Here is a 12469-nt window from a genome sequence, read left to right as displayed (position 1 = left end):
CCTCCTCGCCGTTAGATCACTTTAGCTTCCGAATGTAATAATTGCACCAGTTCTTTCACTTGATCAGGAATGTCCCCTTGCAACACTTTGCCCGCTTCTTTCTTAGGCGGCAAGAAGATTTCAGTGATCTCCGTTTTGGCTTTGATGTCTTCTTCATCCAAGTCGAGATCATCCAACTCCAAGCGCGTAAGCGGTTTCTTTTTGGCTTTCATGATGCCTGGCAGGGATGGATAACGAGGGTCGTTCAATCCTTGCTGTGCCGTCACAAGCAATGGCAACTTGGTCTCAATGATTTCCAAGTCCCCTTCCACGTCTTTCTCCACTGTCACCTTATCGCCATCCACTTCCAGTTTCACAATCGTTGAAACATGGGGGATCTCCAATAGTTCTGCCAATCGGGGCCCCACTTGGGAAGAACCATCATCCACCGCCATCGACCCACACAAGATCAGATCGTATTCCAAGTCTTCCTCTTCGATCGTCGCATGCAGGATTTTCGCGATGGTGTGTTCATCAACGGCGTCGTCCAATTCTTCGATGTCGACAATCACGCCTTTGTCAGCTCCCATCGCCATCGCCGTGCGCAACGCCTGCTCGGCGCGATCTGGCCCGATGGTCAACACCGTCACTTCGCCACCGTGTTTTTCTTTTAGGCGAATCGCTTCTTCTACTGCATACTCATCGTAAGGGTTGATGACGAATTCCACACCCTCTTCGCTGATGCGGCCATTTTCAATGGTGATCCGCTCTTCGGTGTCAAACGTTTGTTTCAAACATACGAGGATATTCATGCGGCTTCCCTCCTAAGCGTTTGCATCATTTCGTTGGCTTCCCATCCCATTGACAAATAAGCGATGCAATTCATCCACTTGGTCCATCAACCGATACTTGTGATCCTTCATGATCCAAGATGTGACGGTCTCATCCAACGTGCCGAAAATCATCCTGCGCGTGATCCGCACATCGAGATCCTGGCGAAACACACCTTCTCGCATCCCTTTTTCGACAATGCCGTCGATTACATCCAAATACCGTTTGAGAATTTCCCCAATCCCTTTGCGTACTTCAGGATTGGATTGCCTCAGCTCAATCTGCGTGACAATCGCCAGTTGATGATCCTTTTCCAGATGCTCAAAATGCAAGCAGATCAGTTTGTACAACTGGTCGACAGCTGAATCGACTTGAGCCAGTTCCTCTTCTGCCCGGCTGATAAATGCTCCCATCTTCTCACTGAACAAGGAGATGAGCACGTCATCTTTATTTTCGAAGTAGAGATAAATGGTACCATCCGCCACCTTGGCTTCACGGGCAATTTTGGACACCTGGGCGTTATGATAGCCGTATTCGGCGATCACGCGAGTTGCCGCATCAATAATCGCTTCATACTTTTCTCCTGTCCGTTTAGCCATGGTCATGTTCCCCTCTGCCTTATCACTGAATGACTATTCATTCAATTTCAAGTGTAGTATGACATTATTCAATTGTCAATGTATTTTTATACTTTTGATGTCGACTTTACCGATCAACTCTTCATTACGCTCCTTCGTTCTTGTTTTTTTGCATTTCTTCATCCAATAATACCCTTCTTAATACTTTTCCGATTGTCGATTTTGGTAATTCTTTTCGAAATTCGACTAGTCGCGGAATTTTATAGCTGGCCAAGCGCTCCCGGCAAAACTTTTCCAACTCTTTTTCAGACAATTGCATGCCTTCTTTTAACACGATATACGCTTTGACCGTCTCTCCCCGGTAAGGATCGGGCACACCGACCACTGCTGCTTCCTGAATGGCGGGATGCTCAAACAGCACTTCTTCCACCTCGCGCGGATAGATGTTGAATCCACCGGCGATGATCATATCTTTCTTGCGGTCAATGATATAAAAATATCCGTCTTCATCCATCTTGGCAATATCTCCTGTACACAACCACCCGTCAACCAACACTTTGGCCGTCTCTTCCGGACGCTTCCAATACCCTTTCATCACTTGGGGCCCTTTCACTTGCAACTCCCCTGCTTGGCCCGGTGGCAGCACTTCCCCCGTTTCCAAATCCACAATGCGCGCCTCCGTGTCCGGCCACGGCAACCCGATCGTCCCGCTTTTGGTTCGCTCCCAGATCAAGTTGGCATGGGTGACAGGGGAAGATTCGGTCATGCCGTACCCCTCGATCAACAAGCCACCCGTCAACGCTTCAAACTGCTCTTGCACTTCGATTGGCAATGGAGCCGAACCGCTCAGACAGGCGTTGATGGAAGATAGGTCATACTTTTTGATATCGGGGTGGTTGATCAATCCCACATACATCGTGGGCGCCCCTGGAAAATACGATGGGCGGTGTTCCGTAATCAGCTTAAGAATCAAGTCGCGGTCAAACTTGGGCACAAGGATCATCGTTGCCGCCAAGCGCACCGCAAAGTTCATCACCACTGTCATCCCATACACATGGAAAAAGGGAAGCGCTCCCAAAATCGTGTCTGCACCCCGTTGCGCTTGGTACATCCACGCCTCCGCTTGACAGCAGTTCACCACCAAGTTGCGATGGGTCAACATCGCGCCTTTGGCAAGTCCGGTCGTCCCTCCGGTGTACTGCAACAACGCCACGTCGTCTCCGGAGTCATATGGAGTCTCCACCGGACTAGACGGGGCTTGAGACATGATCTTTTTCAATTTGAACACGCCAGGCGCTTCTGGAATCTCCACATGCGTGTTGTCAAAACGGCTCTTAAGCTGGAACAACCAGTTCTTCGGAAACGGCAAATAGTCAGAAATACTCGTAACTATCGTATGTTTCAGTTTTGTTTGCGCTTTCACTTCACTGACTCGAGGATACACCATATCCAAACAAATGAGGGTCTCCACTTCTGCATCATTCAATTGGTGCTCGAGCTCCCGCTTCATGTAAAGCGGATTAAATTGCACCACGATACCGCCTGCAAACAGTGCGGCGTAATAAGCGATGACGGCTTGTGGTGAGTTGGGCAACATGATGCCGATCCGCTCTCCCCTTGAGATCCCCAGCGACTTCAACGCATGTGCGAGGCGGTAGGAATCTTCCAACACCTGGCGATATGTCATCCGTTTTCCCAGGAAGAAAATCGCGTCACGCTCCGGATAGTCGCGAGCGGCGTCCACCAAAAACTGCGTCAATGGAACATCCGGGTAATTCAGATGATGGGGCACTTGTGGCGGGTAATGTTTAAGCCACACTTTTTCCGTATCGGCCATCAGAACTCCTCCTCTTTTCGACTGAACAGTCATTCAATTTAGCGGTGCGATTATTAAGAATTAACACTATGATCACTATAGATTATTTTATCTAATTTTTGACCATTTTTAAATACATATAAAAAAATCCCTGTGATTTTTCACAAGGATCATTTCATTTGCGGTCAGGATCTTGGGGTGACAGCACGCGCGGCCGCTTCGTCTTGTTGGGCATCGGCGTCCGAACGAGCACATCCCACATCGCTTTACCATTAAAAGGAATCAACGGCCACAGGTAAGGCGTTTGCAATACTTCGACGCGCATCAGCCAAACAAACCAGAACAAAATGCTGCCAACAAAGCCGATCCATCCGAATAATGCCGTCATCGTCAAAAAATAGAGCCGCGACAGCTTATTGGCCAACCCCAATTCATAACTGGGGGAAGCAAACGTACCAATCGCTGAAATGGCCACATACAAGATGACTTCCGAAGTGAATAGCCCCACTTGCACCGCGGTCTCCCCCAACAAAATCCCGGCGACCAAGCCCATGGCCGTAGCCAGCGGTGACGGGGTGTGAATCGAAGCCATCCTCAACACTTCTACACCGATATCGGCAATCAATATTTGTAAAAACAAAGGAATCGCAGCCTTCTTGTCCGGCCCGATCACCGCGAGCTCGGCGGGAAAAAGTTCGGGTTGGGTGGCGATCAGATACCACAAAGGCAACAGAAACAGGGATGCCAGCAAGGCCAACAACCTTGTCCATCGCAAAAACGCCCCGACCACAGGCTGTTGGCGGTATTCTTCCGCATGTTGTACATGATGAAATAGGGTAATAGGGGTGATCATGACACTGGGGGAAGTATCCACATAGATCAGCACATGCCCTTCCAACAAGTGCACCGCCGCCACGTCTGGCCGTTCTGTGTAACGAACCATCGGATATGGATTCCAATACCGCTTAAACAGGTATTCTTCCAAGCTTTTCTCCGCCATCGGCAGGCTGTCCGTTTTCACTTTGCCGATGGCCCGCCGTACCTCTTCCACAACCTTCGGATCGACAATGTCTTTCACATAAGCGATGCACACATCAGTACGCGACCGCGTCCCCACTTGCATATATTCCATCCGCAAGCTGGGATCGCGCAGATGGCGGCGTGTCAACGCCGTATTGAAGATGATCGTCTCTACAAACCCGTCGCGCGCCCCCCTGACCACCCGTTCGATGTCCGGCTCTTCTGGACCGCGGGCCGGATAGGTGCGCGCGTCGATGATGATCGCGGTCGCTTCCCCTTCCACCAACAACACCGTAGGGCCTGACAAAACCGCGTTCACTACTTTTTCTAGCTCATCCGTCGTCTCTACTTCGATGTAGGCGATTTCCGTATTTACCAACTTCTCAATCGCATCAACGCGCATATCCCTGGGGCTCAATCGGGCCAATTGCTCCATGATGCGATTGAGGATATCGTCCTTGGCAAACCCGTCCACAAAATAAAATGCGCACGCTTTGCCCCCGTATTCCGTTCGGCGGCAAATCATATCAAAACTCTCATTAACCCCCAATATTTCATTTAACCATCGCACATTGGTTTCCAAATCAACGGTCAATTTGGCTGTTTGCCACCAAGGCTTTTGCTGTTGTTCGGCCATCGGCACCACCTGCCTTCATCACTGATGCTTCCATTATGGTCATAATTGAAAGCCAGCAAACAAAAAAAGGTGCGGGCGTCCATTCCCTCAATGGAGAATTTCCACCCGCACCCTGCGGATAGCAAGCATCCTTACCAATTCCCGCGTCAATTCTTGGCCCATTTGCTCCTGTTCGGCGGCCACAGCTGTTCAAACAAAATGCAGATAACGGTTCCCACCAACAATCCATTGCTGAAAAAGGACTGCAACACGGAAGGCATAGATAGGAATAGTGAAGCCGGCAAAAACATCATCCCGGCTCCCAGCGACAGCGTCAAACCCAATATGCGTGTTCGCCTTGGATCAAGTGGCTCTTTTAACACACCGTGCAATCCCAATCCGAACATCTGGCCAAACGATGCCAATAAAGCGGCGTAAGCGATCGGCCCTGGCAACTTGGACAAAAATCCGATTACCACCGGAATCAACGCCACCCCGGCCAATGCCAAACAAGCGGTCAAGAAAGGCCCCCTGCGCTTTTGGCCGGTCATTTCCACAAAGCCAGCCGCCACCGTCAAGGGAACCATCCCCACAGTGGAGAATAGCGCCGACAGGATGGTGGCCACCCCCGACCAGACCCCTGCCCGAGTCAGCACACTTGGCGCAACCTTCGCTTCCCCTGTCAACACCTGTTGCATCGCGTTCGTGCTAGCAATCAGATTGGACAGCAAGATCAAGGCGACCACGATGGCGGATACCACCATACCCGGCTCAAAAATAGGCCCGCCCCAAGCCAAGAATTCAGGCAGGGTGAAAAAACCGCTATGTGTAAACGAATTGCTTTGATAGCCCAAGGCAGTAAATCCGGCCCAGCCGACCACAATCCCGATCAACACGGCATAGCTACGCATCCAGCCTTTGCCCCACGTAGTGAAACATAAAACCAACGCAAACACCACTAAGGACACCCCGACGAGATCCCAGCGAACGGTTCCGCTCACCGTTCGGATATCCATCATTCCGCGCAAAAAAACACCACTCAATTGAATGGCCAGTAACATTAAGAAAGAACCCGTCACCAATGGCGTGAATATCCCTAACATCTTTGGAATTAAGCGCAACCCGGCCAAGAGCAAGATCAATAGCCCGGCAACGATCATGCCGCCAACCATGACACGCAACACCTCTTCGGGCTGCTGACCCGTGTTGGCCGCCAACTCTCCCATGATGACAAAAATGCCGAGCCAAATTCCGGCCGGCCCGTCTGATAGCGGAAAACGATGACCCAACCAGCCTTGTAAAAATGACGTCAGACCTATCACAAAAAAAGTACGTTGCATCAACCCGGCGACTTCCTCCGGCGGCAAATGATAAATTTGCCCGATGACAATCGGCAAGGACAGCGCATTGGCGAGCAAAAAAATAAACCATTGCGCCGTAGTGAAACCGAAGGAAAACCAATTTGTCTGTCTCATGGCATTACCATACCCTTCTTACCTATATCACTGTTACCTCACAACTCTTTCGATTATAGAAACAATATCGCGGGAAATCCACCCTTTTTTCTTTTCCCCCACGCTGTTCCTGTCGCATCGAGGTGAGCTAAGTGATGACGCCCGCTTCCCTTTTCAATGACCACGCTTTCGCCTAAAATGAATAAGGTTGGGCAAAGATACCCCTAGAGGCGATGCAAAGGAGTTGGCATATGAATTACGATGTCATCGTGATCGGCGGTGGACCGGCAGGCTTGATGGCCAGCGCCGCGGCCGGAATGCACGGCGCCCGCGTCCTGCTCTTGGACAAAGGCGAAAAACTCGGTAAAAAACTGGCCATCTCGGGAGGCGGCCGGTGCAATGTCACCAATATCAAAGAGATTGACGAATTAATCCAGAACATTCCCGGCAACGGACGGTTTTTATACAGCGTTTTCTCCGTCTTCAACAATCGCGATCTCATGCATTTTTTTGAAGACCTTGGCGTGGCCTTGAAAGAAGAAGACAATGGGCGGATGTTTCCCGTGACTGACAGCGCCAAAACCGTGGTACAAGCCCTGGTGAAAAAAGTGAAAATGGTCGGAACAACGATCCGCGTAAATACGCCCGTCAAACGGGTGCTTTATGAAAACGGCCGGGTCGTTGGCGTCGAAACGCAAGACAAGGAAAGAATCTATGCGCCATCGGTCATTGTGGCAACAGGGGGAAAGGCGGCTTCCCACACCGGTTCCAGCGGGGATGGTTACGCCTGGGCGGAAGCTGCAGGTCATACGATCACCGAACTGTTTCCCACCGAAGTCCCCCTCACGTCATCCGAAGCACTGATCAAGCAACGGACCCTGCAAGGCTTGTCCCTGCGGGATGTGGCACTTAGTGTGCTCAATCCCAAAGGTAAGAAAATCATCGAACACCGTGGAGACATGCTGTTCACCCATTTCGGCCTTTCCGGCCCTATCGCTCTAAGATGCAGTCAGTTTGTCGTCAAGCAGTTGAAGAAAACGGGCGCACGCACGATTCCTGTGGCCATTGACTTATTCCCCGACCAAAAAGCGGAACCGTGGGAAGAAAAGCTGTGGGCGAAAATGAAAGCCAATCCAAAGAAAGCAGTGCGAAACATCTTGAAGCCCCTTATCCCCGAACGCATGGTTCCTGTCTTGATGAATCGGGCGCAGATCGACGAAGATCTGAATGCCGCCAATCTTTCCCGGGAACAATTGCACCGATTATGCCAAGAGGCCAAACAATTCATTATTGAAGTGAATGGCACACTGCCTTTGGAAAAAGCATTTGTTACTGGCGGTGGCGTGCATGTGAAAGAAATCGATCCCAAAACGATGCAGTCGAAACGGATGACCGGTTTGTATTTTTGCGGCGAGATTCTGGACATTCACGGATACACCGGCGGCTACAATATCACTGCGGCGTCTTGCACCGGCTATGTGGCAGGCAAAAGCGCGGCCGAGCAGGCGGTCAGGAATTGACCTTGTTTCCCCACTTTACGGACGAAATCGGCACCCTTTTTAGTCGACAAACCCGGCGTCAATAAAAACGCCGGGTCAAGCGATGCATAGATTCTCCCTCAGAGAAAATACTATGGTCAATCATTGTCGTCCTGATCGGAAAGGGGTAGCCGTGTTAGCATGAGCATATTAAATTGGACTTTGTTGATCATCTTTATTTCCATTCCTTTTGTGGCTATCGCATGGTGGCAAATCAAAGCCAGCAAAGCGAATAAACAAAAATGACGGTAACGCGAACACATATTTTTTTACATTCAAAATGAATATCTTTCATTTTTTAATGAATGATTAATTAATTTAAATTAATCATTAACTTTAAACATTTATTAACCCAACATGCTAGAATAAAACGGGGGCGCGGTTAAGCCCCCGTTTTATTCTACAGGAGGGATGGCAATGTTTAATATCTTACGTCAACTTATACTCGCCTTTTTGTTGGTCTTCTCCGTCATGCTACCCGTCCAAGCGGAAGCTGGGGTGCCTGAACAGCAAACTGTCAGCATCGAAGCATGGCCAGTTGTGACCATCACCGGTACAATTCAATCTCTACCCGGGTATGACTCCGACGGGGAACACCAATACGCACTGATCAGCAACGTCCGCCGCGTCAGTGGATCCGTATCGGTACCTAGCACAATCTTCGCGTCCATCCGGATCGATGAGCGGGGAACGGAAGGTGCCCTTCCCTTGCGCGTCGGTTCTTCCATCCAAATCAAAGGGGAATTCATCCCTGAAGATGAGGCTTACAAAACACCGGAAAACTGCTGTTACGCCGTGATCCATTTCACACATGATCCTGTCGGATATGTATATTACAATGGCGTCTATTACAGATGATTGCCCTTCCAATGTGATAGCGCTCCTGATCCGTGGCAAGCGTACATTTGCCGCGGATCAGGTCTTTTTTATGCCCTAAATCCATGTTTTCCCGTCACATTTGGGAATATAATGTGAAGCAAGCCCCATTCCGCAAACATCACTTCACAACGTAACAATGTTATGTTACACTAATGACAAAGGAGGGTGCCGCGATGGAGCAGGAACTCATTTCCAAAAAAGACCTACTGGAGCTGACCGGAATCTCTTATGGCCAGCTTTACCGATGGAAGCGCAAAAACCTCATTCCCGAAGAATGGTTCATTCGCAAATCGACTTACACGGGGCAAGAAACTTTCTTTCCAAAAGAGCAAATCCTCGATCGGGTAGAAAAGATTAAAAACCTGAAAGATGATCTCTCTCTGGATGAGATTGCCGGCATGTTCTCCACCGTTCCGATAACCACCGCGCTGGAGAGACACGAATTAATCGAACGTAACATTGTTTCGGATATTGCTCTGAAATTGTACACGCAACAGTTTGCTGAGCAACAACGCTTCACATTTAAAGAAGTTCTCCACATCTACATTCTCGACAAATTGCTCTCCAAAGGAGACATCAACCTAGAGGAAGGAAAGACGCTCCTCCAACTGTTGCACGACCACTTTGAGAAAGTGGAGCAAGCCGGCGGGCAATTGATCTTTATTCGCAAAATGGGTGTCACTTCATTTATCCTGGCCCAATCTGGGGACATCTATTTTGAAGAAGGCGTCCGCGTGGTTTTCACCATGAATCTGTTGACCTGCATGGAAGAATGCAAATTGAAATGGCATGGAGGCGAGTCGCATGGATAAAGAGAACCGCCGTGATTTGACTATCTCTGGTACCGGAAGCGCCAATGGCGGCGTATACGACCGTTTAAGCATTAATGGCGAGGGACGCATCCACGGCGATGTGGACTGCAACAGCATCAAAGCTTACGGCGTGACCACGTTTAAAGGCAACATCAAAGCCGAACGGTTTGACATCGTGGGGGAGACCACAGTCAAGGGCGAGGTGCACACCGATGAGATGAAAGTGAAAGGGCAGGCGCACATTCACGGGCAAGCGCATTGTCAAGAGTTGACAGTGATCGGATCTGCCACTGTCAACGGCAATCTAATCGGTGAAGAAATTGAAATCAAAGGCGGAGCCACCGTCAATGGGGATTGCTCTGCAGAATCGTTCCAAGCGCGCGGAGGGTTCACCATCGATGGCCTACTTAACGCGGGGCTAATCCACGTGCGGCTATATGGCAAATGCCAAGCGAGGGAAATCGGCGGGGAAACGATCCGCGTCGAGAAAGACGGATTGGATTTCTCCCTTGTCAAATGGCTTAAGTCCATCCTCCACTACACCAATGAACTGATCGCCGACACCATCGAAGGCGATGATATTTACCTGGAGAAAACCAAAGCCAAAGTCGTACGCGGCAACAACGTCCTAATCGGCCCTGGTTGTGAGATCGAGCTTGTGGAATACAAAAATCACTTTGAACAAAAAGGAGATTCGATTGTAAAAGAACACAATCAGGTCTGATGATCCCCGCCAGGCACCCGCCCCAAACGGCGGATGTTTTTTTGTAAATCCGCCAAGTGAATAACGAATCATTTTTTTAAACAATTTTTAAAAAACCGCAAAATAGGATCAAAAAAGACTCAGATACACATTTTTTTAATTATTTATTTCAAATTATATAAACTTTGCGATTTAATGCGAAAAAACGCTAGACAAATCATTATCAAAAAAATAAGATTAAAGCAAAGAGGTGATCACAGTGAACGTGAATGACTTAAAAACATTGGGTGAAGCCTTGCGAAAGATACGCAAAGAAAAAGGCTTGCGCTTAAAAGACTTGGAGGATGAGCATATCTCTTTTGCCACCATCAGCAGTATCGAGCGAGGCATTCCGACGGTTAAACCTCAAAACCGCGAATATTATTGTAAAAAACTTGGATTTAACATCGAAGACATTCCCCAATTGATCCATCGCGAACAAAGGGAACACAAGCAATTGGAAAACTTGCTCTTCCTTATAGAAACATGTATCAACCTTGATTGCGATGGCGCATTGGAGCGGCTTCGCTTTCTGCAAAAGCATACCCAAGGCGGGTATATGGATATCATTCTGTATCTGAAAGGCTTGTGTTATGTTAAGAAAAACAACTTAAAAACGGCTGAGAAGTTCTTCAAGCAATCCATCCAACATATCAACTCTAAGCAGTTCTTGTCCAACAGCAATATTAAAGCCGCCTGTTACAAGGAATTGGGTCGCATTTATTATCAACGGGACAACTCACTCCAACAAGCGCTTGAATATACCAACAAAGGCTTGGCCGCATACAATGAAAATGCCGACCGCCAAGAAATCAAATATTTCTTGATGATCGACAAAGTGTCTTTCCTAGAAAAGCAATATCGTATTGATGAAGCTTTGCAGACTCTGGATGAGCTGTGGGACTCGATCCAAGATATCAACAGCTTAGAAGTAAAGCTCAATATGTATGAGTTGAAGGCGACGCTGCTCAATCAGAAGAAAAAATATGAAAAAGCATTGCAATATGCCAAAGAAGGATTATTTATCGCCCGTGAAAACGGAACCCATGAAAAAGGAGTCGAGCTACTCACTGTTTGGGGGAATATCCTGCAAAACGCGGATGACTATATGACCGCCGAAAATTGCTACAATCTGGCCCTCCGCCTTGAAGGGAAACTCAAGGACAAAAAATATGTGTTAGTCTCCACCCATACGCAACTCGGGAAACTGTACAGCAAAATGAAAAAATACGATCAATCATATGAACAGCTAACCACAGCGGTAGCCAAAGGCCGCAAATACAACGACGCCCATCGCTTCTGCGAATCACTGGTCGCTCTAGGTGATTACTATCTTGAGACAGGGAAACACCAGAAAGCCATTCAACCCTATGACGAAGCATTAACTATCACCAACCAATATTCCTTCCAACGCCTGAAAGAACGAATCTTACTCAACTTATCTGAGTGTTGGAAAAACATCGGCAACAATGAGAAGTACATTTCACTCCTCGTAGAGTTGCAATCCGAACTTCGGTTGCGCGAACAGGAAGTAGCACAAGCCTGACTCACAAACCCGTAATCTCTTTCTCAAGCGGCGTCAGATGACCGCGTTTTCCATACGCCACCATGCGCAAATACTCACCGTACACCACCGCTCGGTGCGCCAACACTCGCGACCATCCCCAAGATGTTACAGGAATCTTGCCGATGGTCGTGAGTGCTGGGTAAGCTGCGAGGGTGATCCGCTCCGGCAGATGCCTCGTCAAGGTACGATGCTGCCTGCCCACAGCATACGCTTTACTGACAAATAAAATCGTCGAAAGGCGACTCACGTCGACTCGTTGCAGTCCAAACCAGACATTTTCCAATGAATTGGCCGATTGATCTTCCCAGACCATCTTCTCTTTAGGAACCCCCAACTCCACCAACTTGTCACGAATCACCTGCGCTTCCGGCGTTCTTCCATAGGTCCAAGTGTGGTGTCGCGTGGCATTTTCCTTATACCCCCCAGTGATCAAAACCTGCTTTACGATCCCTTGCTGATAGGCGTGTGCCGCCGTAATCCAGATTTCGGGATGAGAACCCCCAAAAACAAACAACAGATCATAACACGGTACTGTTCGCTCGGTCAGATCAGGCCTGAAGACAAGCTCTGTCAACGCCCGGATTTGTGCCCCACTGAGCGGGGGAACGCTGGGGAATTTCGGAATGCTCATCTCATC

The 12469-nt window shown here is 48.9% G+C and carries 11 protein-coding genes; 5 read left to right on the top strand and 6 right to left on the bottom strand.

Features of this window, described 5'->3' with window-relative positions:
• Nucleotides 1-11 precede the first annotated feature (11 nt).
• The 5 genes from QQZ12_RS02970 to QQZ12_RS02950 form a co-directional block, all read right to left on the bottom strand.
• Nucleotides 12-791 (bottom strand): electron transfer flavoprotein subunit beta/FixA family protein, encoded by a 780-nt coding sequence (locus QQZ12_RS02970; RefSeq protein ID WP_245888300.1) that lies wholly within the window; start codon nt 789-791, stop codon nt 12-14.
• A 12-nt stretch (nt 792-803) separates the two neighbouring features.
• Nucleotides 804-1409, bottom strand: a complete 606-nt coding sequence (gene fadR, locus QQZ12_RS02965) for a fatty acid metabolism transcriptional regulator FadR (protein ID WP_022735908.1) — start codon at nt 1407-1409, stop codon at nt 804-806.
• Nucleotides 1410-1533: 124 nt separating this feature from the next.
• Nucleotides 1534-3225 carry an AMP-binding protein gene (locus QQZ12_RS02960; protein ID WP_284723939.1) on the bottom strand — a complete coding sequence of 564 codons (1692 nt, stop codon included), beginning with the start codon at nt 3223-3225 and terminating at the stop codon, nt 1534-1536.
• Between the two features lie 154 nt (nt 3226-3379).
• Complete coding sequence (locus QQZ12_RS02955; protein ID WP_284723938.1) at nt 3380-4861, bottom strand: spore germination protein; 1482 nt, start codon at nt 4859-4861, stop codon at nt 3380-3382.
• 146 nt (nt 4862-5007) lie between these two features.
• A complete protein-coding gene (locus QQZ12_RS02950) occupies nt 5008-6315 on the bottom strand; it encodes a purine/pyrimidine permease (protein WP_102991927.1) in 1308 nt (435 codons plus the stop codon).
• A 230-nt stretch (nt 6316-6545) separates the two neighbouring features.
• On the opposite strand from QQZ12_RS02950, the gene QQZ12_RS02945 reads away from it, so the two are divergent.
• The 5 genes from QQZ12_RS02945 (at nt 6546) to QQZ12_RS02925 (ending at nt 11811) form a co-directional block, all read left to right on the top strand.
• Nucleotides 6546-7814 carry a BaiN/RdsA family NAD(P)/FAD-dependent oxidoreductase gene (locus QQZ12_RS02945; RefSeq protein WP_284723937.1) on the top strand — a complete coding sequence of 423 codons (1269 nt, stop codon included), beginning with the start codon at nt 6546-6548 and terminating at the stop codon, nt 7812-7814.
• A 435-nt stretch (nt 7815-8249) separates the two neighbouring features.
• Nucleotides 8250-8690, top strand: a complete 441-nt coding sequence (locus QQZ12_RS02940) for a hypothetical protein (protein WP_102991925.1) — start codon at nt 8250-8252, stop codon at nt 8688-8690.
• Between the two features lie 194 nt (nt 8691-8884).
• Complete coding sequence (locus QQZ12_RS02935; protein ID WP_102991924.1) at nt 8885-9523, top strand: YhbD family protein; 639 nt, start codon at nt 8885-8887, stop codon at nt 9521-9523.
• Nucleotides 9516-10247: a bactofilin family protein gene (locus QQZ12_RS02930; RefSeq protein WP_102991923.1), complete on the top strand. Its 732-nt coding sequence runs from the start codon at nt 9516-9518 to the stop codon at nt 10245-10247. Before QQZ12_RS02935 ends, QQZ12_RS02930 begins: the two co-directional genes overlap by 8 nt.
• 238 nt (nt 10248-10485) lie before the next feature.
• A complete protein-coding gene (locus QQZ12_RS02925) occupies nt 10486-11811 on the top strand; it encodes a helix-turn-helix domain-containing protein (protein WP_102991922.1) in 1326 nt (441 codons plus the stop codon).
• A 1-nt stretch (nt 11812) separates the two neighbouring features.
• On the opposite strand, the gene QQZ12_RS02920 is transcribed toward QQZ12_RS02925, so the two are convergent.
• Nucleotides 11813-12463, bottom strand: coding sequence for a YdcF family protein (locus QQZ12_RS02920; protein WP_284723936.1), 651 nt, complete (start codon nt 12461-12463; stop codon nt 11813-11815).
• Nucleotides 12464-12469 lie beyond the last annotated feature (6 nt).

Source organism: Laceyella tengchongensis, from assembly GCF_900182735.1.
In the GTDB taxonomy this organism is placed as follows: domain Bacteria; phylum Bacillota; class Bacilli; order Thermoactinomycetales; family Thermoactinomycetaceae; genus Laceyella; species Laceyella tengchongensis.
Note: the sequence above shows the minus strand (reverse complement) of the source record. Positions and strands in the feature narration are given on the sequence as shown.

Coding starts and splice junctions, on each gene's coding strand:
- QQZ12_RS02970 (WP_245888300.1), bottom strand. CDS start 791: ATGAATATCCTCGTATGTTTGAAACAAACGTTTGACACCGAAGAGCGG.
- fadR (WP_022735908.1), bottom strand. CDS start 1,409: ATGGCTAAACGGACAGGAGAAAAGTATGAAGCGATTATTGATGCGGCA.
- QQZ12_RS02960 (WP_284723939.1), bottom strand. CDS start 3,225: ATGGCCGATACGGAAAAAGTGTGGCTTAAACATTACCCGCCACAAGTG.
- QQZ12_RS02955 (WP_284723938.1), bottom strand. CDS start 4,861: ATGGCCGAACAACAGCAAAAGCCTTGGTGGCAAACAGCCAAATTGACC.
- QQZ12_RS02950 (WP_102991927.1), bottom strand. CDS start 6,315: ATGAGACAGACAAATTGGTTTTCCTTCGGTTTCACTACGGCGCAATGG.
- QQZ12_RS02945 (WP_284723937.1), top strand. CDS start 6,546: ATGAATTACGATGTCATCGTGATCGGCGGTGGACCGGCAGGCTTGATG.
- QQZ12_RS02940 (WP_102991925.1), top strand. CDS start 8,250: ATGTTTAATATCTTACGTCAACTTATACTCGCCTTTTTGTTGGTCTTC.
- QQZ12_RS02935 (WP_102991924.1), top strand. CDS start 8,885: ATGGAGCAGGAACTCATTTCCAAAAAAGACCTACTGGAGCTGACCGGA.
- QQZ12_RS02930 (WP_102991923.1), top strand. CDS start 9,516: ATGGATAAAGAGAACCGCCGTGATTTGACTATCTCTGGTACCGGAAGC.
- QQZ12_RS02920 (WP_284723936.1), bottom strand. CDS start 12,463: ATGAGCATTCCGAAATTCCCCAGCGTTCCCCCGCTCAGTGGGGCACAA.